Origin of the sequence: Streptomyces djakartensis (assembly GCF_014651075.1) — a bacterium.
GTDB classification, from domain to species: domain Bacteria; phylum Actinomycetota; class Actinomycetes; order Streptomycetales; family Streptomycetaceae; genus Streptomyces; species Streptomyces djakartensis.
In genome coordinates this window covers 63,854-83,226 of sequence record NZ_BMWE01000016.1, presented here as the reverse complement: position 1 = coordinate 83,226, position 19,373 = coordinate 63,854, and the positions used below count along the sequence as shown (strand labels likewise).

21 protein-coding genes are annotated in these 19,373 nt (G+C 72.3%); 9 read left to right on the top strand and 12 right to left on the bottom strand.

The genetic code is table 11. The features are described 5' to 3' along the window. Positions 1 to 47: 47 nt before the first annotated feature. Positions 48 to 1,349, bottom strand: coding sequence for a DUF6986 family protein (locus IE212_RS25575; protein ID WP_190200297.1), 1,302 nt, complete (start codon positions 1,347 to 1,349; stop codon positions 48 to 50). Positions 1,350 to 1,540: 191 nt separating this feature from the next. On the opposite strand from IE212_RS25575, the gene IE212_RS25570 reads away from it, so the two are divergent. After that, positions 1,541 to 2,446, top strand: coding sequence for an endonuclease/exonuclease/phosphatase family protein (locus IE212_RS25570; protein ID WP_190200296.1), 906 nt, complete (start codon positions 1,541 to 1,543; stop codon positions 2,444 to 2,446). Between the two features lie 54 nt (positions 2,447 to 2,500). On the opposite strand, the gene IE212_RS25565 is transcribed toward IE212_RS25570, so the two are convergent. The 4 genes from IE212_RS25565 to IE212_RS25550 all read right to left on the bottom strand — a co-directional run bounded on the left by IE212_RS25565 (position 2,501) and on the right by IE212_RS25550 (position 5,512). Continuing rightward, entirely contained in the window at positions 2,501 to 3,463 is a 963-nt protein-coding gene (locus tag IE212_RS25565) for an electron transfer flavoprotein subunit alpha/FixB family protein (RefSeq protein ID WP_190200295.1), read from the bottom strand. A gap of 55 nt (positions 3,464 to 3,518) precedes the next feature. Continuing rightward, a complete protein-coding gene (locus tag IE212_RS25560; protein WP_190200294.1) occupies positions 3,519 to 4,307 on the bottom strand; it encodes an electron transfer flavoprotein subunit beta/FixA family protein in 789 nt (262 codons plus the stop codon). 216 nt (positions 4,308 to 4,523) lie between these two features. Beyond that, positions 4,524 to 5,015: a flavin reductase family protein gene (locus tag IE212_RS25555; RefSeq protein ID WP_190200293.1), complete on the bottom strand. Its 492-nt coding sequence runs from the start codon at positions 5,013 to 5,015 to the stop codon at positions 4,524 to 4,526. Positions 5,016 to 5,098: 83 nt separating this feature from the next. After that, positions 5,099 to 5,512, bottom strand: coding sequence for a TlpA family protein disulfide reductase (locus tag IE212_RS25550; protein ID WP_190200359.1), 414 nt, complete (start codon positions 5,510 to 5,512; stop codon positions 5,099 to 5,101). 78 nt (positions 5,513 to 5,590) lie between these two features. Here IE212_RS25550 and IE212_RS25545 point away from each other — a divergent pair, with 78 nt between their 5' ends. Then, entirely contained in the window at positions 5,591 to 6,007 is a 417-nt protein-coding gene (locus IE212_RS25545) for a DUF4395 domain-containing protein (RefSeq protein ID WP_190200292.1), read from the top strand. 188 nt (positions 6,008 to 6,195) lie between these two features. Further along, positions 6,196 to 6,924, top strand: a complete 729-nt coding sequence (locus IE212_RS25540) for a lysophospholipid acyltransferase family protein (protein WP_190200291.1) — start codon at positions 6,196 to 6,198, stop codon at positions 6,922 to 6,924. Positions 6,925 to 6,981: 57 nt separating this feature from the next. Here the strand turns inward: IE212_RS25540 and IE212_RS25535 are convergent, their stop codons facing one another. From IE212_RS25535 to IE212_RS25525, 3 genes are read right to left on the bottom strand one after another with little or no spacing between them, the layout of a single operon-like run. Further along, complete coding sequence (locus tag IE212_RS25535; protein WP_190200290.1) at positions 6,982 to 8,052, bottom strand: threonine aldolase family protein; 1,071 nt, start codon at positions 8,050 to 8,052, stop codon at positions 6,982 to 6,984. Continuing rightward, positions 8,049 to 8,798 (bottom strand): SDR family NAD(P)-dependent oxidoreductase, encoded by a 750-nt coding sequence (locus IE212_RS25530; RefSeq protein WP_190200358.1) that lies wholly within the window; start codon positions 8,796 to 8,798, stop codon positions 8,049 to 8,051. The genes IE212_RS25535 and IE212_RS25530 overlap by 4 nt, the downstream gene beginning before the upstream one ends. Positions 8,799 to 8,848: 50 nt before the next feature. Next, the gene (locus IE212_RS25525; RefSeq protein WP_190200289.1) at positions 8,849 to 10,246 is read right to left on the bottom strand and encodes a DUF6421 family protein; all 1,398 of its coding nucleotides are present in this window, start codon (positions 10,244 to 10,246) and stop codon (positions 8,849 to 8,851) included. Positions 10,247 to 10,496: 250 nt separating this feature from the next. On the opposite strand from IE212_RS25525, the gene IE212_RS25520 reads away from it, so the two are divergent. Beyond that, a complete protein-coding gene (locus IE212_RS25520) occupies positions 10,497 to 11,216 on the top strand; it encodes a glycerophosphodiester phosphodiesterase (protein ID WP_190200288.1) in 720 nt (239 codons plus the stop codon). Here the strand turns inward: IE212_RS25520 and IE212_RS25515 are convergent, their stop codons facing one another. Beyond that, positions 11,217 to 11,759, bottom strand: coding sequence for a GNAT family N-acetyltransferase (locus tag IE212_RS25515; protein WP_190200287.1), 543 nt, complete (start codon positions 11,757 to 11,759; stop codon positions 11,217 to 11,219). Positions 11,760 to 11,842: 83 nt separating this feature from the next. Here IE212_RS25515 and IE212_RS25510 point away from each other — a divergent pair, with 83 nt between their 5' ends. After that, positions 11,843 to 12,235: a VOC family protein gene (locus IE212_RS25510; RefSeq protein ID WP_190200286.1), complete on the top strand. Its 393-nt coding sequence runs from the start codon at positions 11,843 to 11,845 to the stop codon at positions 12,233 to 12,235. A 2-nt stretch (positions 12,236 to 12,237) separates the two neighbouring features. On the opposite strand, the gene IE212_RS25505 is transcribed toward IE212_RS25510, so the two are convergent. Next, positions 12,238 to 13,152, bottom strand: a complete 915-nt coding sequence (locus IE212_RS25505; protein ID WP_190200285.1) for a GNAT family N-acetyltransferase — start codon at positions 13,150 to 13,152, stop codon at positions 12,238 to 12,240. 179 nt (positions 13,153 to 13,331) lie between these two features. Here IE212_RS25505 and IE212_RS25500 point away from each other — a divergent pair, with 179 nt between their 5' ends. After that, positions 13,332 to 14,093 (top strand): VOC family protein, encoded by a 762-nt coding sequence (locus IE212_RS25500; protein WP_190200284.1) that lies wholly within the window; start codon positions 13,332 to 13,334, stop codon positions 14,091 to 14,093. Positions 14,094 to 14,127: 34 nt separating this feature from the next. On the opposite strand, the gene IE212_RS25495 is transcribed toward IE212_RS25500, so the two are convergent. Then, the gene (locus tag IE212_RS25495; RefSeq protein WP_190200283.1) at positions 14,128 to 14,715 is read right to left on the bottom strand and encodes a MarR family winged helix-turn-helix transcriptional regulator; all 588 of its coding nucleotides are present in this window, start codon (positions 14,713 to 14,715) and stop codon (positions 14,128 to 14,130) included. Further along, the gene (locus IE212_RS25490; RefSeq protein WP_190200282.1) at positions 14,712 to 16,394 is read right to left on the bottom strand and encodes an FUSC family protein; all 1,683 of its coding nucleotides are present in this window, start codon (positions 16,392 to 16,394) and stop codon (positions 14,712 to 14,714) included. Before IE212_RS25490 ends, IE212_RS25495 begins: the two co-directional genes overlap by 4 nt. Positions 16,395 to 16,544: 150 nt before the next feature. On the opposite strand from IE212_RS25490, the gene IE212_RS25485 reads away from it, so the two are divergent. The 3 genes from IE212_RS25485 (at position 16,545) to IE212_RS25475 (ending at position 18,951) form a co-directional block, all read left to right on the top strand. Continuing rightward, the gene (locus IE212_RS25485; RefSeq protein ID WP_190200281.1) at positions 16,545 to 17,093 is read left to right on the top strand and encodes a DUF5134 domain-containing protein; all 549 of its coding nucleotides are present in this window, start codon (positions 16,545 to 16,547) and stop codon (positions 17,091 to 17,093) included. Between the two features lie 99 nt (positions 17,094 to 17,192). Continuing rightward, the gene (locus IE212_RS25480) at positions 17,193 to 18,128 is read left to right on the top strand and encodes a M56 family metallopeptidase (protein ID WP_190200280.1); all 936 of its coding nucleotides are present in this window, start codon (positions 17,193 to 17,195) and stop codon (positions 18,126 to 18,128) included. 127 nt (positions 18,129 to 18,255) lie between these two features. After that, on the top strand, positions 18,256 to 18,951 hold the full coding sequence (locus IE212_RS25475; RefSeq protein ID WP_190200279.1) for a phosphatase PAP2 family protein: 696 nt from the start codon (positions 18,256 to 18,258) through the stop codon (positions 18,949 to 18,951). Positions 18,952 to 19,373: the final 422 nt, after the last annotated feature.

The following is a 19,373-nucleotide window of genomic DNA, read 5'->3' as shown; positions in this document are numbered from 1 at the left end:
GACCGGGGTTGTGCCCGGCGGGAGAAGTGGGCGGCGGTGGCCGCGAGTCAGGCGGAAGCCGTCAGATCGCCCCGCCGGGGCGCCGCGAAGCTCTCCAGGTCCGCGCGGGTCAGGCCGGTCAGCCGGGCGACCTCGCCGATGTCCAGGGCGCCGCAGTCCAGGCCGCGCAGCAGATAGCCGCTGAGGGCCTTGGCGGTGGCGGGTTCGTCCATGACGTCACCGCCGATGCGGCCCGCGTAACGGGCGAGGCGGGCGGCGGCCTGCTCGAAGCCCTCACGGTAGAAGGCGAAGACGGCGGCGTAGCGGGTCGGGATGTGGCCGGGGTGCATGTCCCAGCCCTGGTAGTAGGCGCGGGCCAGGGCGCGCCTGGTGAGGCCGTAGTGCAGCCGCCAGGCCGCGTGGACCTTCCCGGTGGGGCCCACCGGGAGGACGTTCGTCGAACCGTCCGAGACGCGGACGCCCGTACCGGCCGCCGCGACCTGCATGACCGCCTTGGCGTGGTCGGCGGCGGGGTGGTCGGAGGCCTGGTGTGCGGCGGAGACGCCCAGGCAGGCGCTGTAGTCGAAGGTGCCGTAGTGCAGGCCCGTGGCACGGCCCTCGGCGGCCTGGATCATGCGGGCGACGGTGGCGGTGCCGTCAGCGGCGAGGATGGACTGGCTGGTCTCGACCTGGATCTCGAAGCCGATCCGGCCGGGCTCCAGGCCGTGTGCCTTCTCGAAGGCGTCCAGCAGCCGTGCCATGGCGGTGACCTGCTCGGGGTACGTCACCTTCGGCAGCGTGAGCTTGAGTCCGGCGGGCAGGCCGCCGGCCTCCATCAGGCCGGTGAGGAAGACGTCGAGGGTGCGGATGCCCCGGTCGCGGACGGGCGCCTCCATGCACTTCATACGGATGCCCATGTACGGGGCCGCGGTGCCGTCCTCGTACGCCTCGGCGATGATCCGGGCGGTGCGGGCGGCGGCCGCGTCCTCCTCGGCGCCCGGGCGGCTGCCGTAGCCGTCCTCGAAGTCGACGCGGAGGTCCTCGACGGGCTCGCGCTCCAGCTTGGCGCGGACCCGGTCGTACACGGGCGTCGCGAGCTCGTCCCCGAGGCCGAGGACGGCGGCGAAGGACTCGGCGTCGGGAGCGTGCTCGTCGAGGGCGGCGAGGGCCCGGTCGCCCCAGGTGCGGACGGTGTCGGCGGCGAAGACGTCTCCGGGGACGTAGACGGTGTGCACGGGCTGACGGGTGCCGGGGTCTCCCGGGTAGCGGCGCTCCAGTTCCGCGTCGACGGGGGCGAGTGAGGCGCTGATCTCCTCGCTGACGGCACCCGCGAGACTCGTCGCCACGTTCTCCTGCCGACCCTGCCCCATTCCACACCCTCCATTTTCCGCACAGCGGAATCCGTAGTCCGCAGATCGAAGCTATCTGCCGGTCTTCTCCCTGGTCAACACCGTCTTGAAGTGCGATTGACCATGCTTCACCATCGGCCGCTGATGTCCCGGCGTCTTCTTCCGTATTCAGAAGGAAAGCTTCATCCTGACGCACAAGGGGAGGAGACCACGTGCCGAACGAGGCCGGAGTGACACGCCGCCACGGGCTCAAGGCAGCGGCGGCCGCCGCCGTCGCAGGACCGCTGCTCACCACCGCGGGCCCCACCCGGCCCGCCTCGGCCGGCGAGCACCCGGGCGCCCTGAACGTCATGACGTTCAACGTGCGCTTCGCGACCGTCGTCGACGAGACACCGCGCTGGGCCGTGCGCCGGCCGGTGATGCGGGAACTGCTGCGCCGCGAGCGACCGCACGTCATCGGCATCCAGGAAGGGCTGTACCGGCAAGTGCGCATGATCGAGAGGGATCTCGGCGAGCACTACGACTGGATCGGCACCGGACGCGGGGGCGGCAGCAAGGACGAGTTCATGGCGGTCTTCTACGACACGCGCAGACTCGAGCCGGTCGAGTTCGACCACTTCTGGCTGTCCGACACCCCGTACACCATCGCCTCGAACACCTGGAACGCGGACTGGCTGCGCATGGTGACCTGGGTCCGTTTCGCCGACCTCGCCGACCGGGGACGGGAGTTCTACGTCCTCAACACCCATCTGGACAGCGTCAGCCAGTACGCCCGGGAACGCTCGGTGGGGCTCATCGGCGAGACGATCGGCGGGTGGGACCGGTCGTCACCGGTCATCGTCACCGGCGACTTCAACGCGGGCGCCCACGACAACCGGGTGTACGACCTCATGCTGGACATCGGGCTGGTGGACGCCTGGGACGCGGCGGCCTCACGGGGTCCGGCGTACGGGACGTACCACGGCTACCGGGGGCCCAGACCCGGCGGGCGGCGCATCGACTGGATCCTCACAACGCCCGGGGTGACCACGCACTGGGCCGGGATGAACACCTTCAGCATGGGCGGGACCTACCCGAGCGACCACCTGCCGGTGCAGGCCACGATGACCCTGGGATGAGAAGAGCCCCCGTGACCGTTCGCACGGTCACGGGGGCCTCGCAGCCTGAGTCGATCAGCCCTTGCGGGTCTTGATCTCCTCGGTCAGGGCCGGGACGACGTCGAACAGGTCGCCGACGACGCCGTAGTCGACCAGGTCGAAGATCGGGGCCTCGGCGTCCTTGTTGATCGCCACGATCGTCTTCGAGGTCTGCATACCGGCCCGGTGCTGGATCGCGCCCGAGATGCCGGAGGCGATGTACAGCTGCGGCGAGACGGACTTGCCCGTCTGGCCGACCTGGTTGGTGTGCGGGTACCAGCCGGCGTCCACCGCGGCACGCGAGGCACCGACGGCCGCACCGAGGGAGTCGGCGAGCGCCTCGATGATCGCGAAGTTCTCCGCGCCGTTGACGCCACGGCCACCGGAGACCACGATCGCGGCCTCGGTCAGCTCCGGACGGCCCGTCGACTCACGCGGCGTACGGCCGGTGACCTTGGTGCCGGTGGCCTGAGCGGAGAAGGACACGGACAGGGCCTCGACCGCGCCGGCGGCCGGGGCCGGCTCGACGGCGGCGCTGTTGGGCTTGACCGTGATGACCGGGGTGCCCTTGGAGACACGGGACTTGGTGGTGAAGGAGGCGGCGAACACCGACTGGGTGGCCACCGGGCCCTCGTCGCCGGCCTCCAGGTCGACGGCGTCGGTGATGATGCCGGAACCGATGCGCAGCGCCAGACGGGCGGCGATCTCCTTGCCCTCCGCGGAGGACGGGACCAGCACGGCGGCCGGGGACACGGCCTCGTGCGCCGCCTGCAGGGCGTCCACCTTCGGTACGACCAGGTAGTCGGCGTACTCGGCGGCCTCGTGGGTGAGGACCTTGACCGCGCCGTGCTCGGCGAGGGTGGCGGCGGTGTCACCCGCGCCGTTGCCCAGCGCGACGGCGACCGGCTCGCCGATGCGGCGGGCCAGGGTCAGCAGCTCGAGGGTGGGCTTGCGGACGGCACCGTCCACGTGGTCGACGTAGACGAGAACTTCAGCCATGGGACTTCTTCTCTCCTGCTTGCGAAAGATGAGGGGCGGTCAGCGAATGCCGGGCTCAGATGAACTTCTGGCCCGCGAGGAACTCAGCGAGCTGCTTGCCGCCCTCGCCCTCGTCCTTGACGATCGTGCCCGCGGTACGGGCCGGACGCTCGGCCGCGTTGTCGACCGTGGTGTAGGCGCCCTCCAGGCCGACCTCCTCGGCCTCGATGTCGAGATCGGACAGGTCCCAGGACTCCACCGGCTTCTTCTTGGCCGCCATGATGCCCTTGAAGGACGGGTAGCGCGCCTCGCCGGACTGGTCGGTCACCGACACGACCGCCGGCAGGGACGCCTCGAGGTTCTCGGAGGCGGCGTCGCCGTCGCGGCGGCCCTTGACCGTGCCGTCCTCGACGGAGACCTCGGAGAGCAGGGTGACCTGCGGGACACCCAGACGCTCGGCGAGCAGCGCGGGCACGACGCCCATGGTGCCGTCGGTGGAGGCCATGCCGGAGATCACCAGGTCGTAGCCGGCCTTCTCGATCGCCTTGGCCAGGACCAGGGAGGTGCCGATGGCGTCGGTGCCGTGGATGTCGTCGTCCTCGACGTGGACGGCCTTGTCGGCGCCCATGGACAGCGCCTTGCGCAGGGCGTCCTTGGCGTCCTCCGGACCCACCGTCAGGACGGTGATCTCCACGTCGTCGTCGGAGTTCTCGGAGATCTGCAGCGCCTGCTCGACCGCGTACTCGTCGAGCTCGGAGAGCAGACCGTCCACGTCGTCCCGGTCGACGGTCAGGTCATCGGCGAAGTGCCGGTCGCCAGTGGCGTCGGGCACGTACTTCACAGTGACAACGATCCTCAAGCTCACGCCGGCTCTCCTACTGCATCGTCATTTCTCGGTGCCTGCTTGCAGGCAGCATAGGCGCCTCAAGCGGCCGATCCCGGTCGGGGCGGCCCACGCTCCGAGCGAAATATTACTCGTCAGTACATCCAGTTCATGCCCGCTAAGCAAGCGCTTTGAACTGTGACCTTCGCAACGCAGCGTAACCGGAACTCGACGGCCCCGCAGCCGGGGGTACGCGGGTCAGTCGCGCAGACGGCCGAAGCGTCCCTGGTGGTAGAGGAGCGGCCGGCCGGTGCCCGAGGAATCGCCGTGCACGACCTCCGCGATCACGATCCGGTGGTCTCCGGCGGGGACGCGGGCGACGACCCGGCCCACCAGCCAGGCGAGCACACCGTCGAGCACGGGGACGCCCTCCGGCCCCTCGCGCCACCGGGTGGGCGCCGCGAAACGATCGGCCCCGCTGCGGGCGAAGGTCGCCGCCAGCTCCTGCTGGTGCTCTCCGAGGATGTGCACGCCGACATGGCCGGCACCGGCGATCGCGGGCCAGCTGGAGGAGCCGGTGCCGACCCCGAAGGACAGCAGGGGCGGCTCGGCCGAGACGGAACTCAGGGAGGTCGCGGTGAAGCCCACCGGACCGGCGCCGCCCCGCGCGGTGATCACGGCGACACCCGCCGCGTGCCGCCGGAAGACCGAGCGCAGGAGATCGGGCGTGGCGAGGAGGTCCGGAGGCATGGGGTCAGGCTGACGATAAATGGTTCGCGCAGTCAAGTCCGTTCCGTGATGTGGGAGATGACTCACTGCCCGCGTCACCCGGCTCATACCGCCTCCCCCAGCGCGGCGATCACGTCGGCCTTGCGGGGCTGGCCGGTGGCCCGCCGCACCACCCGGCCGTCGGCGTCCAGGACCAGCACGGTCGGGGTCTTGAGGATGTCCAGCCGTCGCACGAGGTCCAGGTGGGCCTCGGCGTCGATCTCGACGTGGGCCACCCCCAAAACCATGCCGGCGACCTCGCCGAGCACCCGCCGGGTCGCCCGGCAGGGCGCGCAGAACGCGCTGGAGAACTGTACGAGCGTGGCCCGCTCGCCGAGTTCCGCGCCCAGCTCCGACGCGTCCAGCCGCTTGCCGTCGTCCCGCCCGCGCACCCGCACTCTCCCGCTCCGCCGCCGTTGCAGCACTCCGCAGGCGCTCGCCGCCGCGAGCACCGCCACGCACACCACCAGTCCGGTCATCACCCACTGCAAGCGTTCACGAGACCGCAAAGATTCCCGCCCCTGCACAGGGGCCGCGATGCGGAATGCTTGGTTCCCATGGACATCGACGCAAGAGGGCCGCGCTTCGGTGCGGCCGTGACGACCGTCGTCCTGGCGGTCGTTCTGGTCACCGGGAGCGTGTGGCTGCTGGCCTGGCAGACGTTCGCCTTCCTGCTGGGCGCCGCGGGCGGGGTGAGCCGGTCACCGTACGGCCGGCTGTTCCGCGCGGCCGTGCGGCCGCGGCTCGGGCCGCCGACCGGGTTCGAGGCGCCCGAACCGCCGCGCTTCGCTCAGGCGGTCGGGCTGCTTTTCGCCGGGCTCGGTCTCGTCGGCTACACGCTGGGGCCCGGCTGGCTGGGGCTCGCGGCGACGGGCGCGGCACTGGCCGCCGCGTTCCTGAACGCGGCGTTCGGGTACTGCCTGGGATGCGAGTTGTACCTGCTCGTGCGACGGGTGACGGTGCCCGCGGAGTAATGGGGCCGTAAAAGCCCGAGGTGGAGTCCGGGAGGTGACGTGACGAGAATCTCGCCGCGCGCGGGCACGAGGACTGGCTACCCGGCCGTTCTTGGGGCACGATCTGCGACAAGCCGCAAACCTACGGCTGCGTAACTTCTTCACTGGGAATCCCTTCCCAGGCAGAGCAGGAAGGGTCCGACCCGCCCATGGCAGAGCTCGTCTACCGTCCCGTCGTCGGTTTCGCCCGCACGCTCTTCAAGGTGTGGGACCTCAAGATCGACTGCCAGGGTTCGGAGAACATCCCGCGCTCGGGCGGCGCCGTGCTGGTGAGCAACCACATCAGCTACCTGGACTTCGTCTTCAACGGCCTGGCGGCGCTGCCGCAGAAGCGTCTGGTGCGGTTCATGGCGAAGGAGTCCGTCTTCCGCCACAGGATCTCGGGCCCGCTGATGCGCGGGATGAAGCACATCCCCGTGGACCGCAAGCAGGGCGAGGCGGCCTACGCGCACGCCCTGGACTCGCTGCGGTCGGGCGAGATCGTCGGGGTCTTCCCGGAGGCGACCATCTCGCCGTCGTTCACGCTGAAGAGCTTCAAGTCGGGCGCCGCGCGCCTGGCGCAGGAGGCCGGCGTGCCGCTGGTCCCGATGGCGGTGTGGGGCACTCAGCGGCTGTGGACCAAGGGGCACCCCCGCAATTTCAAGCGGAGTCACATCCCCATCACGATCCGGGTCGGCGAGGCGATCGAGGCCTCCCGCGACAAGTACGCGGGCGCCATCACCCGCCAGCTGCGCGAGCGCGTGCAGGAACTCCTCGAGGCCGCCCAGCGCGCCTACCCGGTGCGCCCGAAGGGCCCGGACGACACGTGGTGGATGCCGGCGCACCTCGGCGGCACCGCGCCGACGCCGGAGCAGGTGAAGGCGGCCGAGGCGCTCTGAGGCGGCAAGCCCCCCCCGGCCGGGGGGGGCTTGCCGCCTCAGAGCGCTCTGGGAGCGTCAGCGGGCCATCTCCTCCTTGAGCGCCGCGACGAACGCGTCCACGTCGTCCTCGGTCGTGTCGAAGGCGCACATCCAGCGGACGACACCCGCGGCCTCGTCCCAGAAATAGAAGCGGAAGCGCTTCTGGAGGCGTTCGCTCACGTCGTGCGGCAGGCGCGCGAACACGGCGTTGGCCTGCACGGGGTACAGGATCTCCACCCCGTGCACGGAACGCACGCCCTCGGCGAGGCGCTGGGCCATCTCATTGGAGTGGCGGGCGTTGCGCAGCCACAGGTCCCGGGCGAGCAGGGCCTCGAACTGCACCGACACGAAGCGCATCTTGGAGGCGAGCTGCATGGACAGCTTGCGCAGGTGCTTCATGTGACGGACGCCGTCCTGGTTGATCACCACCACCGCCTCGCCGAACAGGGCGCCGTTCTTCGTCCCGCCCAGGGAGAGGATGTCGACACCCGCGGCGTTGGAGAGCGTCCGCATCGGGACGTCCAGGGTGGCGGCGGCGTTGGCCAGCCGGGAGCCGTCCAGGTGCACCTTCATGCCGTGCGCGTGGGCGTGCTCGCACAGGGCGTGTATCTCCTCCGGCGTGTAGACCGTGCCGAGTTCGGTGGCCTGGGCGATGGAGACGACCTGCGGCATGGCGCGGTGCTCGTCGTCCCAGCCGTACGCCTGCCGGTCGATCAGCTCGGGGGTGAGCTTGCCGTCCGGTGTCGGCACGGTCAGCAGCTTCAGGCCGCCGACCCGCTCGGGCGCCCCGCACTCGTCGACGTTGATGTGCGCGCTCTCGGCACAGATCACCGCGCCCCAGCGGTCGGTGACCGCCTGGAGGGCGACCACGTTGGCGCCGGTGCCGTTGAACACCGGGAACGCCTCGGCGGTGGGGCCGAAGTGGCTGCGCACGACGCTCTGGAGGTTGTCGGTGTAGGCGTCCTCGCCGTAGGACACCTGGTGTCCGCCGTTGGCCAGGGCCAGCGCGGCGAGTACCTCCGGGTGGGCCCCGGCGTAGTTGTCGCTGGCGAAACCGCGGACTTCGGGGTCGTGATGGCGACGCGCGTCGGTCTTGGGCGGGTTCACGGCTTCTCGGTGAGCCACAGACGGTTTCCGTTCACTTCGGCGGCGGGCTTCTCCCAGACCTCGGCGATGGCCTCGGCCAGGTCGTCGACGTCGGTGAAGCCCGCGAACTTCGCGTTGGGGCGGTCGGCGCGCATCGCGTCGTGCACCAGCGCCTTCACCACCAGGATGGTGGCCGCCGAGGTCGGGCCCTCGGGGCCCCCGGCCTTGCGGAAGGCGTCGGCCAGGGCGAGCGTCCAGGCCTCGGCCGCGGCCTTGGCGGCGGCGTACGAGGCGTTGCCCGCGGTGGGCTTCGAGGCACCGGCGGCGCTGATCAGTACGTACCGGCCGCGGTCACTGCGCTGGAGGCTCTCGTAGAAGGCGAGGGAGGTGTGCTGCACGGTGCGGATCAGCAGCAGCTCCAGGAAGTCCCAGTCGTCGAGGCTCGTCTTGATGAAGGTCTCGCTGCCGCGCCAGCCGCCGACGAGGTGGACCAGGCCGTCGACGCGGCCGAAGTCCTTCTCGATGTGGCTCGCCCAGTCACGGGTGGACCGCAGGTCCAGCAGGTCGACCGGTTCGCCGGTGACGGTGGCGCCGCCCGAGGCGTAACGCGCCGCGTCCACGGCCTCCGCGAGCCGCTCGGGATCGTTGTCCGCCGCCGCGACGGTCGCGCCCGCCTCGGCCAGCCTGAGCAGCGCCGCCCGGCCGGCGGGGCCGCCCGCGCCGGCCACCGCGATCACCGCACCGCTGAGAGCTCCGTTCCCCGCCATCTTCTTCGCCTCCTGAGCAGTGTTCCCGGTCGCGCGCACGGTGCCGCCGCTCACGCGGCGATCCGCTCGGCGCCGTCCGCCGTGATGCCCTTGGTGGAGGCGATCACGTTCTTGAGCTTCTTGGACAGTGCCTCATAGAACATGCTCAGCGGAAACTCGTCCGGAAGCACGTCATCGACGAGTTTCCGGGGCGGCTGTGTCACGTCGAGCGCGTCGGGGCCCTTGGCCCACTTCGAGCCCGGGTGCGGGGCGAGGTAGGTGGAGACCAGCTCGTAGCCGGCGAACCAGTGGACGAGCTTGGGGCGGTCGATGCCGTCGCGGTACAGCTGCTCGATCTCGGCGCACAGCTGGTTGGTGACCCGCGGGGCACGCTCCCAGTCGATGGTGAGCTTGTTGTCGGTCCAGCGGACGACGTCGTGCTTGTGCAGGTAGGCGAAGAGGAGCTGGCCGCCGAGGCCGTCGTAGTTGCGGACCCGCTCGCCGGTGACCGGGAAGCGGAACATGCGGTCGAAGAGGACCGCGACCTGCACGTCACGGGCCTGCGGTACGCCGTCCTGGGCGAGCTTCACGGCCTCCTTGAAGGCGGTGAGGTCGCAGCGCAGCTCCTCCAGGCCGTACATCCAGAACGGCTGGCGCTGCTTGATCATGAACGGGTCGAAGGGCAGGTCACCGTGGCTGTGGGTGCGGTCGTGGACCATGTCCCACAGGACGAAGGCCTCCTCGCAGCGCTTCTGGTCGTGCACCATCGCGGCGACGTCCTCCGGCAGCTCCAGGCCCAGGATGTCGACGGCGGCGGCCGTGACACGGCGGAAGCGGGCGGCCTCGCGGTCGCAGAAGATGCCGCCCCAGGAGAACCGTTCCGGCGCCTCGCGCACGGCGATGGTCTCGGGGAAGAGGACGGCCGAGTTGGTGTCGTAACCGGACGTGAAGTCCTCGAACTTGATGCCGCAGAAGAGCGGGTTGTCGTAGCGCGTGCGCTCCAGTTCGGCCAGCCACTGCGGCCAGACCATGCGCAGCACGACCGCTTCCAGGTTGCGGTCCGGGTTGCCGTTCTGCGTGTACATCGGGAAGACGACCAGGTGCTGCAGGCCGTCGGCGCGGTGGGCGGCCGGCTGGAAGGCCAGCAGCGAGTCGAGGAAGTCGGGCACCTGGAAGCCGCCGTCCGCCCACCGGCCGAGGTCCGTCACCAGGGCCTCGTGGTAGTCACGGTCGTGCGGGAGCAGCGGGGAGAGCTGCTGGACCGCGTCGGCGACCTGGCGGACGGCGTGCTCGGCATCGGCGCGGTCCGGGGCGCCCTCGGCGCCGAAGTCGATCGACCCGTCCTTGGACTGCCATGGCCGGATCCGCTCCACGGCATCCTTGAGCACGGGCCATGCCGGGTGCTCCACCACCCTGGCCACGGGAGGAACCCGCTCCTCCGAACCCACCTGCACAAGAATTTCCGTCATGTCCCATCCTCCACGGGAGAATCTCACGTGTGCAGACCGTATACACGCGAGGTTCCTTCCAGCAAGGGCGGCCTCAGGAAATTATCCTGCCTCACAGGGGCCTTCACCGCACTTTTTCCTGCCGGTCATGCTTGTGCCCGTATGTGCGTCAGCCATGCCCTCTCCCTCTGCAGGGGGTGGCCACAGGCGATACGGTCCAGGTGGGCCGCAAGGCCCCCAGTGCCGCCTGTCGACGGAAGAGAGTCGCGTCTTGAACTTCCTCACCATCGGTCACCGCGGAGTCATGGGTGTGGAGCCCGAGAACACCCTCCGGTCCTTCGTCGCCGCCCAGGAGGCCGGTCTCGACGCCATCGAACTCGATCTGCATCTGAGCAAGGACGGCGCGCTCGTCGTCATGCACGACACGGACGTGGACCGCACGACCGACGGCACCGGTCCGATCGCCGAGAAGACACTCGCGGAGCTACGGGCCCTGGACGCCGGCCTCGGCGAGCGGGTCCCGGTCTTCGAGGAGGTCCTGGAGGCCGTTCAGGCGCCGCTCCAGGCGGAGATCAAGGATGTGCAGGCGGCCCGGGCCCTGGCCGAGGTGATGAACGCACGGGACCTGGCCGGCCGGGTCGAGGTGTCCTCGTTCCACGACGAGGCGATCGCCGAGATCAAGCGCCTGGTGCCGGGCGTGCGCACCGCGCTGATCTCCAGCCTCCGCCATTCTCGGAAGAACTCGAGCGGGGGGACCCCCACCGGCACCGACATCGTGGAACGCGCCGTCGCGGCCGGTGCCGCGACCGTCTGCCTGAACATCCGCCGTCTGACCCTGGAGATCGTGGAGCACGCGCGCAAGGCCGACCTGAACATCATCGGCTGGGTGGTGAACACGCAGGACCATCTGCGTCTCGTCCGGGCCTTCGGGCTGGACGGCGCCACCACCGACCACCCGGACATCAAGCGCACGGGCCGCTTCACGGCCTAGTCATCGCACGAGCTCCTTGACCAGCAGCTCGAACTGCAGGTCGTCTCGCCGGGGTATGCCGAAGCGCTCGTCGCCGTACGGGAACGGGGTCATCCGTCCCGTACGGCGGTAGCCGCGGCGCTCGTACCAGGCGATCAGGTCGTCGCGTACGGAGATCACGGTCATGTGCATCTCCGTCACGCCCCACGTCTCGCGGGCCTGTCGCTCCGCCTCCGCCATGATCACCTTGCCGAAACCCGCGCCCTGCAGTCGGGGGCTGACCGCGAACATCCCGAAGTAGGCGTGGTCACCGCGGTGCTCGAGCTGGCAGCAGGCGACGATCCGCCCCTCCCGCTCCACCGTCAGCAGCCGGCTGTCCGGCGACTTGATGACGGCCCGCACCCCCTCCGGGTCGGTCCGCTGCCCCTCCAGGATGTCCGCCTCGGTGGTCCACCCGACCCGGCTGGCGTCACCCCGGTACGCCGATTCGATCAGCGCGACCAGCTCGTCCACGTCGGCGTCGGAGGCGTCGCGGAAGATCAGTCCGGTGGCGGCGGTGTCCATGAGTACGTCTCCCTTTCCGAGCGCGGCTCGAGCACGGAAGAGGGTAACGCCCCCAACAGTGCCGCGGCACTAGGCTCCCGTGCATGGTGCATGTACTCAGCAGCCGGATCCTGCTCCGCCCCACCGATCCCGGGCGTTCCCGGGCCTTCTACGGCGAACAGCTGGGGCTCCCCGTCTACCGGGAGTTCGGCACGGGCCCGGAACGCGGCACGGTCTACTTCCTCGGCGGCGGCTTCCTCGAGATCTCGGGGCGGTCCGAGACTCCCCCCGCGCCGGCCACGCGGCTGTGGCTTCAGGTCGACGACGTGGCCGCGGCCCGGGAGGAGCTCCGTGCGAAAGGGGTGGAGATCGCGCGGCCGCCGGTGAAGGAGCCGTGGGGCCTGGTCGAGATGTGGATCGAGGACCCGGACGGCACGCCGATCGTGCTGGTGGAGGTGCCGGCGGACCATCCGATGCGCTACCGGCCGGGCATCTGAGGTCACCCCGGGCGGTGCTCCCACCCCCGGTCGGTACGCGTCAGCTCGCGAAAGCCCGCGCTGGTCAGGAGATCGAGCCCGGCGCCGTCGCCGGCGGTTTCGCAGGCGGCGAGCCGGTCGACGCCGCACATGCGGAGCCAGTCGCCGGCCTGGGCGAGCAGCCAGTGTTCGAGGCCGGTGCCCTGCTGCGCGGGCTCGACGTGGAGATTCCCGATGTCGGCCAGGCCGGCCGCGCGGGGGTGGCGTTCCGGGCGGGCCAGGCCCGTGTCGATCTCGACGAAGCCGAGGACGCGCGTGCCGGCACAGGCCGTGAGACGGGTGCCGCACTCCCCCAGCGTGCGCTCGACCGAGACGCCCGGCCGGGGCTCGGGCTCCGGCAGGTCGGCCACGCGGGTGATCAGGACGACCTCGGTGTCCCCGACGTGCCGGAAGCCCGCGCGTTCGTAGACGGCCCGGATGTGCGGCCAGTTGCGGGGCAGGCCGTAGACGAGGGGGGCGGGCAGCGCGCCGTCGGCGTACCGGACGCGGACGTCCCAGCGGGCGAACCGGGCCAGGCACGCCCGCATCAGCAGGTCCGCGGCCTGGTCGGCGTCCGGCCAGAAGGAGGCCGCCGGACGGCACACGAACCAGTCGATCCCGGCGGCGTCCCGGTAGGCCTCGCCGACCTCGCCGTCGGCGCGGTAGCGCAGCAGGTGCGCGGCGGCGACGACGTGGCCGCGCTGCTCGGCGACGAGCGTCGTCCGCTCGGCCACCCACGGGTCGGTGATGAATTCGCCGGGCTGCCGCTCCAGGCCGCCCAGGACGGTGTTCACGGAGACGGAGACGCCGGGGACGACGGCCGCGACGTGCATGTTGACCAGATCGGTGAGCTGGTCGCGGTCGGCTCGGCGAAAGGGCCGCACCTCGAGCACGGGCATGGGAAACCTCCGGGCAGGGTGAAGGAGCCGGCGGCCGCCACACGGTGCGGTACGGGGCGAGCGTACGGCGGGCGGGTACGGCACACCAGTGGGTTTTCCCGGATGGCAGGCGGGACGGGCAGCGGCTTAGCGTGCAGGAGAACCTCACGTCCGGGGGCTCCCCCTGCGGAAGGAACGCCATGAAGCTCGACGCACCGGTGACCGGCGGTCCCTGCTGGGCCGAGCTGGGCACCACGGACCTCGAGGCGGCCCAGCGGTTCTACACCAGGCTGTTCGGCTGGCGGCCCGAGCGGGACCCGCGTCAGGAGGCGGGCGGGTACACCGTCGCGCACCTCGGGGACGCGGCTGTGGCCGCGCTCGCCCCGCTGTACCAGCCGTCGCAGCCGGTCGCGTGGAACGTGTCGTTCGCGGTGACGGACGCGGACGGCACCGCCCGTGCGGTGACCGAGGCGGGCGGGACGGTGCTGCTGGGACCGATGGACGTGTTCGACGTGGGCCGGTTCGCGGTGGCCGCGGACCCGGCCGGTGCCGTGTTCCAGCTGTGGCAGGCCGGGACCTTCCCGGGCGCCGGGCTGTTCAACGTGCCCGGTTCGCTGGGCTGGGTGGAGCTGTACACCCGCGACCCGGACCAGGCCGTGGCCTTCTACGCGCGGGTGTTCGGCTGGACCGTCGCCCCCTCGGACCGCTATACCCAGTGGGGTGTCGGCGGCGCGGACTTCGGCGGCATGGTGACGATGGACGCCAAGTTCCCGCCCGAGGTGCCGGCGCACTGGCTGCCGTACTTCGCCGTGGCGGACGTGGACGCCACGACCGCCGTGGTCCAGCGGCTCGGCGACGTCCTGATGGTGCCCACGTCCGTGCCCGACGGGCCGCGCATCGCGGTGCTGCGGGACCCGCAGGGCGCGATGTTCGGCGTGTACCGGGCCGGTGACGAGGGCTGATCGCCGGCGTCCCACAGGCGGGCGGGTTGCTGCCTCAGGTCCGCAGCGCGCCCAGCCGGCCCTCCAGCTGGCCGAGCAACTCCCCGAGGAGAGAGGCGAGTTCGCCCTGATCGGGGGCGTCCATACCGGACAGGACTGCCGCCTCGTAGGCGAGCTGGGCGGGCAGGATGCCGTCGACCAGGTCGCGTCCGGCGTCCGTGAGGCGGAGATGGGCGACCCGGCGGTCGCGGGCGTCGCCGCGCCGTTCGACCAAGCCGCGTTCGGTCAGCTGCTTGACGCGCTTGGTGACGGCGGCCCCCGAGGAGAAAGTCTCGCGGGCCAGCTCCCCGGGCGTCAGCTCGTGCCCGGTGCGACGCAGCGCGCCGAGCAGATCGAACTCGGGCCGGCTGAGCCCGGCCCGGCGCAGGGGGGCGTCCTCGGCCTGCTGGAGCAGGGCGGCGCAGCGGTTGATCCGCCCGATGACCTCCATCGGCCCGGTGTCGAGCCCGGGGTGGACGGCACGCCACTGCCGCACGACGGCGGCGACGGTGTCGCCCCGCCGGCCGCCGGCCGGACCCTCCCGGTCCTCGGGAGGCTCGCCGGCCTGGTCCCGCTCGGACGATGGTCCCTCCGTCGCCGTCATGGCCGCACGTCCTCCGTCTCGTTGTCCTTGTCCGCGCCTGCCCCCCGGTCCGGGAGCAGCCCCTGGCGCCGTACCGTCGCGGCGAGCGTACGGTGTCCGGACTGCTCGGTGAGCACGACCCGCTCCTCGGGCAGGGCCCGCCGCCACCATTCGCCGGCCGCGGCGTCAGCGGTGGCTCGCAGGTCGGCCAGGGCGACGGCGAGTGCGCGGCGGGCGGACTCCAGAGCGGCGGGGCGGGGGGCCGGCTCGGCCAGGAGCCGGGCGGCGCGCTCGCGGGCCCGGTCGGCGGCTGTCAGGGCGCGTTCGACGCGGTCGCCCGCGCGCCGGTCGGTGACGGCCAGGGCGGCGGCGAAGCCGACCAGGGCACCGACGACGGTGTCCACGACTCGCTCCGTCATCAGCTCGCCCGGCTTCCGGTACCCGGCGAACTCGGTGATGAGCAGGGCCATCGGGGTCACGCAGACGCTGCCCAGCCAGTAGTTGCGGCTGATCAGCAGCTCCGCGCCGAAGCTGAACGCGAGGCAGCACAGGACGAGGGCCGCCTGGTTCAGGTGCGCGAGCGGCGCGACCGCCGCGAAGACGAGCACTCCGGCGACGTTGCCCACGACGCGCTGGACGGCCCGGCTGCAGGTCAGGGCGACGTTGGCCTGGTAGAGCGAGGCGGCGGTGACCAGGGCCCAGTAGGGGCGTCCGACGCCGAGCGCGAGGGAGGCGTAGCCCGCGAGCGCGCAGCCGAGTACGGTGCGCACGGCGATCGGGGTCAGCGGGCCGAGCCGGGTCCACAGCGGCCGGGCGGCGTCCACCCCGAGCAGCTCGTCGGTGGCCGGCCGCGGGAGTCCGGTCCGCGGGACGGGCCCGGTGCCGCGCAGCGAGCGCGCCCAGGCGGCAAGGCGTTCGGAGTCGGTTTCCGTCGGCGCCGCGAGGGCGATCTCGGCCCGGACCACGAGCCGTTCGAGGCCGCACCGGGTCGGGGAACGCCTGTCCGTCGCGCACAGTGCCTGCCAGGCCGCGTGCACGGCGGCGTAGCCGGCGGCGCGGGACCGGGCATGCCCCTGGCCCGCGCCGCCCGTGCCGGCGTACGCGGCGGCGGCCTTCAGGGCGTGGGCGGTGGCGCGGCGCTCCGGTCCGTGGGGGCGGACGAGCGCGGGCGCCATGCAGACCAGCCAGGCCCAGGCACCCGCAGCGGTGGCGAGGGCCAGGTGACCGGGGACCTGGGCGAGGGTCTGCGGCGCGAACAGCGAGGCGGAACTGACGAAGGTGAGGACGACGTTGCCCGGCGGGCCGATCCCGGTGGCGTCGCACATGGCCTTCTGCGCGGCGGCCAGCAGCGCACCGACGGTGACCAGCGCCACGGCACTGCCGGTCAGCGAGGCCGTGACCAGGGCCACGGCGAGCCCGCCGACCATGCCGAGCACCACCCACACCAGGACCCCGGCCCGGGCGGCGTACGGGCGGTTGTGGGCGTACAGCGCGCACAGGGATCCGGCCATCGTGTACATCGCCAGGTCGAGCCGGCCGAGCGCCAGCAGGGTGAGGTTGGGCGGAGCGATCGCCGCGACCACGCTCAGCGCGGGCTTGAACCAGATGTCCGACGGCCGCCCGACGCGCAGCGCGCCCGCCAGCGGAAGACGCCGGGCGGACGGGGAGGCGGGGGTGGGCGTGGGGGTCGCACTGCTCATGGGAGGCAAGGTTAGCAGGTGTTTTACTCGTGAAAGATACTTCCTGGCCTCGGGTGCTCCGTCGAATGCCCCCCGTCTGCACCCTTGCGCTCGCGTACGCGCCGCATGGCCCGGGCATCGAATGACCGACCGTCGAGCGGGGAGGTGCACGTGCACGGACCGGCTTCGTCCGGCTGGCTGCTGGTGGCGCTGTGCGCGGCGACCGGCGTCTCCTGCCTGCTGCGGATGCGCGGCGGCGGCGAGGAGCAGCGCAGCGCAGCGGGCGGCGAGGCACTGATGGGTTTCGGGATGGCAGCGATGGCGGTGCCGGCGGCGGTCTTCACCCCGCCCTCGTGGGCCTGGCCCGGCTACGCGGCCGTGTTCGGCGCGGCGGCGGTACGCGCACTGTGGGCGGCACGGTCGGGTGCGCATCACCTGCACCACCTGGTGGGGGCCGGCGCCATGGTCTACATGGCCGTCGCCATGGCCGCCGCCCCCGCGCACCCGCACGGACCGGGCGGATCAGGGGTCCCGCTCCTGACCGGGGCACTGCTGCTCTACTTCGCCGGGTACGTGCTGCTGACCGGCGTACGGCTGGTTCCGGTCGCCGCCGTGGCCGGGGGCGGCGGGCGGGCCGGGTGGGGTGACCGCCCGGAGCTGGCGCGGGCCTGCCGGCTGTCCATGGGGATCTCGATGGTGGCGATGCTGCTGGCACTGTGAGCGGGACCGCCCGCTGCCGCCGTACGGTCCCGTTGCCTGCGTCACTTCGGCGCCACAAGCCGTACCCGTGGGCGGCGCCGCGCTCATAGGCTGCCCCTCATGACCCTCCCCGCGGCACTGTTGCTGCTCGGCGCCCTGACCGCCGTGGTCGCCCCCCGGCTGCTCGCCCGGGCGGACTGGCCCGACCGCGAGCCGGTGGTCGCGCTGTGGGTGTGGCAGTGCGCGGTGGCGGCCGTCATCCTGTGCTGTGCGCTGTCGATGACGCTCAGCGCGGCGGCCGCATGGAACGCGGTCGGCGGGCATGTCTTCGCGACGGCACCGGGTCCGGTGGCAGAGGCCTACGCCCTCGGCACGGCGGGCCCCTGGGCGGCGACCACCGCGGTCGCGCTGGCCTGCGGCGGGCTGTGGAGCGTGGCCATGCTGGTCCGCGAGGTCGGGCGGACCCGCGCCCGGCGCCGCAGCCGGCGGGCCGATCTGCTGGTCCGGGCTCCGCTGCTGCCGGGCGAGGTGGCGGTGTCCGGCCGGCTCGTCGTCCTGGAGAGCGAGCGGCCCGACGCCTGGTGGCTGCCCGGCACTCCGCCGCAACTGGTCGTCACCACGGGTGCGTTGCGCCGGCTGAAGGGCCGCAGACTGGACGCCGTGCTCGCCCACGAGCAGGGGCACGCACGGGCCCGGCACGACTGGCTGCTCAACTGCTCCTCAGCGCTGGCGGGCGGGTTTCCGCAGGTGCCGGTGTTCGCCGCGTTCCGCGACGAGATGCACCGCCTGGTCGAACTGGCCGCCGACGACACGGCGTCCCGTCGCTTCGGCAGCCTGACCACGGCCCTGGCCCTGGTCGAACTCAACGAACACCGCGGCGTGTTCGGCCCCTGCCCGGCGCCGCAGGCCCATGTGCCGGCGCGGGTGCACCGGTTGCTCACTCCCCCGGACCGGCTGCCCGCCGCTCGGCGCCTGCGGCTGACGGCGGCCGCCGCGCTGGTGCCCGTGGTGCCGGTGCTGGTGGCGTTCGTACCGGGGCTGCGGGCGCTGGGGTAGACGCGTGTGCGACGCGGGCGCCTCGGGGCCTTCGCGTCGAGGCAGGCGTGGCCGAAGCACGCCGTCCCGGGTCCGAAGATCCTCGGCGTACTGGATCCGGAGCCCCCGCTTCGGCGAGGATCGCATCATGCACACCACGTCCGTCGAGTCCCCGCCCCGTCCGGAGCCCCGCACCGCCGCCCGTTCGGCCGGCGCCCTGGCGCTGTGCTCGGCTCTGCTGCTGACCCTCGTCGCGGCCAGATGGAGCCCGCTGATGAGCGCGGACGGGGACGTCTCCGCCACGGCGCACCGCTGGGCGGTGGAGGAGTCCGCCATCACCCGGGCGTGCCGCATCCTGACGGACTGGGTGTGGGATCCGTGGACGATGCGCCTGGTGTGCGCGGTCGTCGTGGTGTGGCTGGTGGTGCGACTGGCGGCACGCTGGACCGCGGCGTGGCTGGCGCTGGCCGTCACGCTGGGCTCGCTGCTCCAGCAGGGACTCAAGACGGCGGTGGACCGCCCCCGTCCGGTCTGGCCGGACCCCGTCGACTCGGCCCACTACGCGGCCTTCCCGTCGGGCCACGCCATGACCGCCACGGTCGTCTGCGGCCTCCTCCTGTGGCTGCTGCACCGTCACGGCGTCGGCCGCGCGGTGTGGCGCACGGCCCTGGCCGTGTCCGTCGTCTCGGTGACAGGTGTCGGGCTGACCCGCGTCTGGCTCGGCGTCCACTGGCCGTCGGACGTGGTGGGCGGCTGGTTGCTGGGCGCCCTGGTGGTGGCCCTGGCGGTGTGGACGTACGAGCACCGGCAGCCGCGGACCAGGCCCGACGACGCGGCCCCCTAGGGGGTGTTTCGAAAGTCCCGCACAGCACCCACGGGCCCGGCACGCACTCTCGCCGCACCGGCCGCAAGCCCGAGTACGTCCAGTACCAGGGCTTGCGTCCGGCACGCCGAGAGCACGCACCGGACACCGCGCACCGCACAGGACTTTCGAAACACCCCCTGGGCCGGACTCCGGATCGCCGAACTGGGCGTCTCCGCCGCGGCGCGGGCACGGGAGGCGGCCCGGGGCGCGGGCCCCGGGGCCGCCGACCCGCAGGACGCCGGAGGGCTCGCCGACGCGTGGGCCGCTCCGCGACCGCAGTGCCCCGCACCGCACCGACTGCACCGGCTCCTGCCGACTGGCCGCACTGCCGGCCCCGGCGGCGCGCGCCGCGCCGCACGACCGCCGGGTGAGTTCCCGCCGGGTGGGGCACCGAATCCGGA

What these genes read in the sequence shown, in the direction of transcription:
- IE212_RS25575 (WP_190200297.1), bottom strand. Translation starts at nt 1,349, where the DNA reads ATGGGGCAGGGTCGGCAGGAGAACGTGGCGACGAGTCTCGCGGGTGCC.
- IE212_RS25565 (WP_190200295.1), bottom strand. Translation starts at nt 3,463, where the DNA reads ATGGCTGAAGTTCTCGTCTACGTCGACCACGTGGACGGTGCCGTCCGC.
- IE212_RS25555 (WP_190200293.1), bottom strand. Translation starts at nt 5,015, where the DNA reads ATGCCTCCGGACCTCCTCGCCACGCCCGATCTCCTGCGCTCGGTCTTC.
- IE212_RS25550 (WP_190200359.1), bottom strand. Translation starts at nt 5,512, where the DNA reads ATGACCGGACTGGTGGTGTGCGTGGCGGTGCTCGCGGCGGCGAGCGCC.
- IE212_RS25545 (WP_190200292.1), top strand. Translation starts at nt 5,591, where the DNA reads ATGGACATCGACGCAAGAGGGCCGCGCTTCGGTGCGGCCGTGACGACC.
- IE212_RS25540 (WP_190200291.1), top strand. Translation starts at nt 6,196, where the DNA reads ATGGCAGAGCTCGTCTACCGTCCCGTCGTCGGTTTCGCCCGCACGCTC.
- IE212_RS25530 (WP_190200358.1), bottom strand. Translation starts at nt 8,798, where the DNA reads ATGGCGGGGAACGGAGCTCTCAGCGGTGCGGTGATCGCGGTGGCCGGC.
- IE212_RS25525 (WP_190200289.1), bottom strand. Translation starts at nt 10,246, where the DNA reads ATGACGGAAATTCTTGTGCAGGTGGGTTCGGAGGAGCGGGTTCCTCCC.
- IE212_RS25515 (WP_190200287.1), bottom strand. Translation starts at nt 11,759, where the DNA reads ATGGACACCGCCGCCACCGGACTGATCTTCCGCGACGCCTCCGACGCC.
- IE212_RS25510 (WP_190200286.1), top strand. Translation starts at nt 11,843, where the DNA reads ATGGTGCATGTACTCAGCAGCCGGATCCTGCTCCGCCCCACCGATCCC.
- IE212_RS25505 (WP_190200285.1), bottom strand. Translation starts at nt 13,152, where the DNA reads ATGCCCGTGCTCGAGGTGCGGCCCTTTCGCCGAGCCGACCGCGACCAG.
- IE212_RS25500 (WP_190200284.1), top strand. Translation starts at nt 13,332, where the DNA reads ATGAAGCTCGACGCACCGGTGACCGGCGGTCCCTGCTGGGCCGAGCTG.
- IE212_RS25495 (WP_190200283.1), bottom strand. Translation starts at nt 14,715, where the DNA reads ATGACGGCGACGGAGGGACCATCGTCCGAGCGGGACCAGGCCGGCGAG.
- IE212_RS25490 (WP_190200282.1), bottom strand. Translation starts at nt 16,394, where the DNA reads ATGAGCAGTGCGACCCCCACGCCCACCCCCGCCTCCCCGTCCGCCCGG.
- IE212_RS25480 (WP_190200280.1), top strand. Translation starts at nt 17,193, where the DNA reads ATGACCCTCCCCGCGGCACTGTTGCTGCTCGGCGCCCTGACCGCCGTG.
- IE212_RS25475 (WP_190200279.1), top strand. Translation starts at nt 18,256, where the DNA reads ATGCACACCACGTCCGTCGAGTCCCCGCCCCGTCCGGAGCCCCGCACC.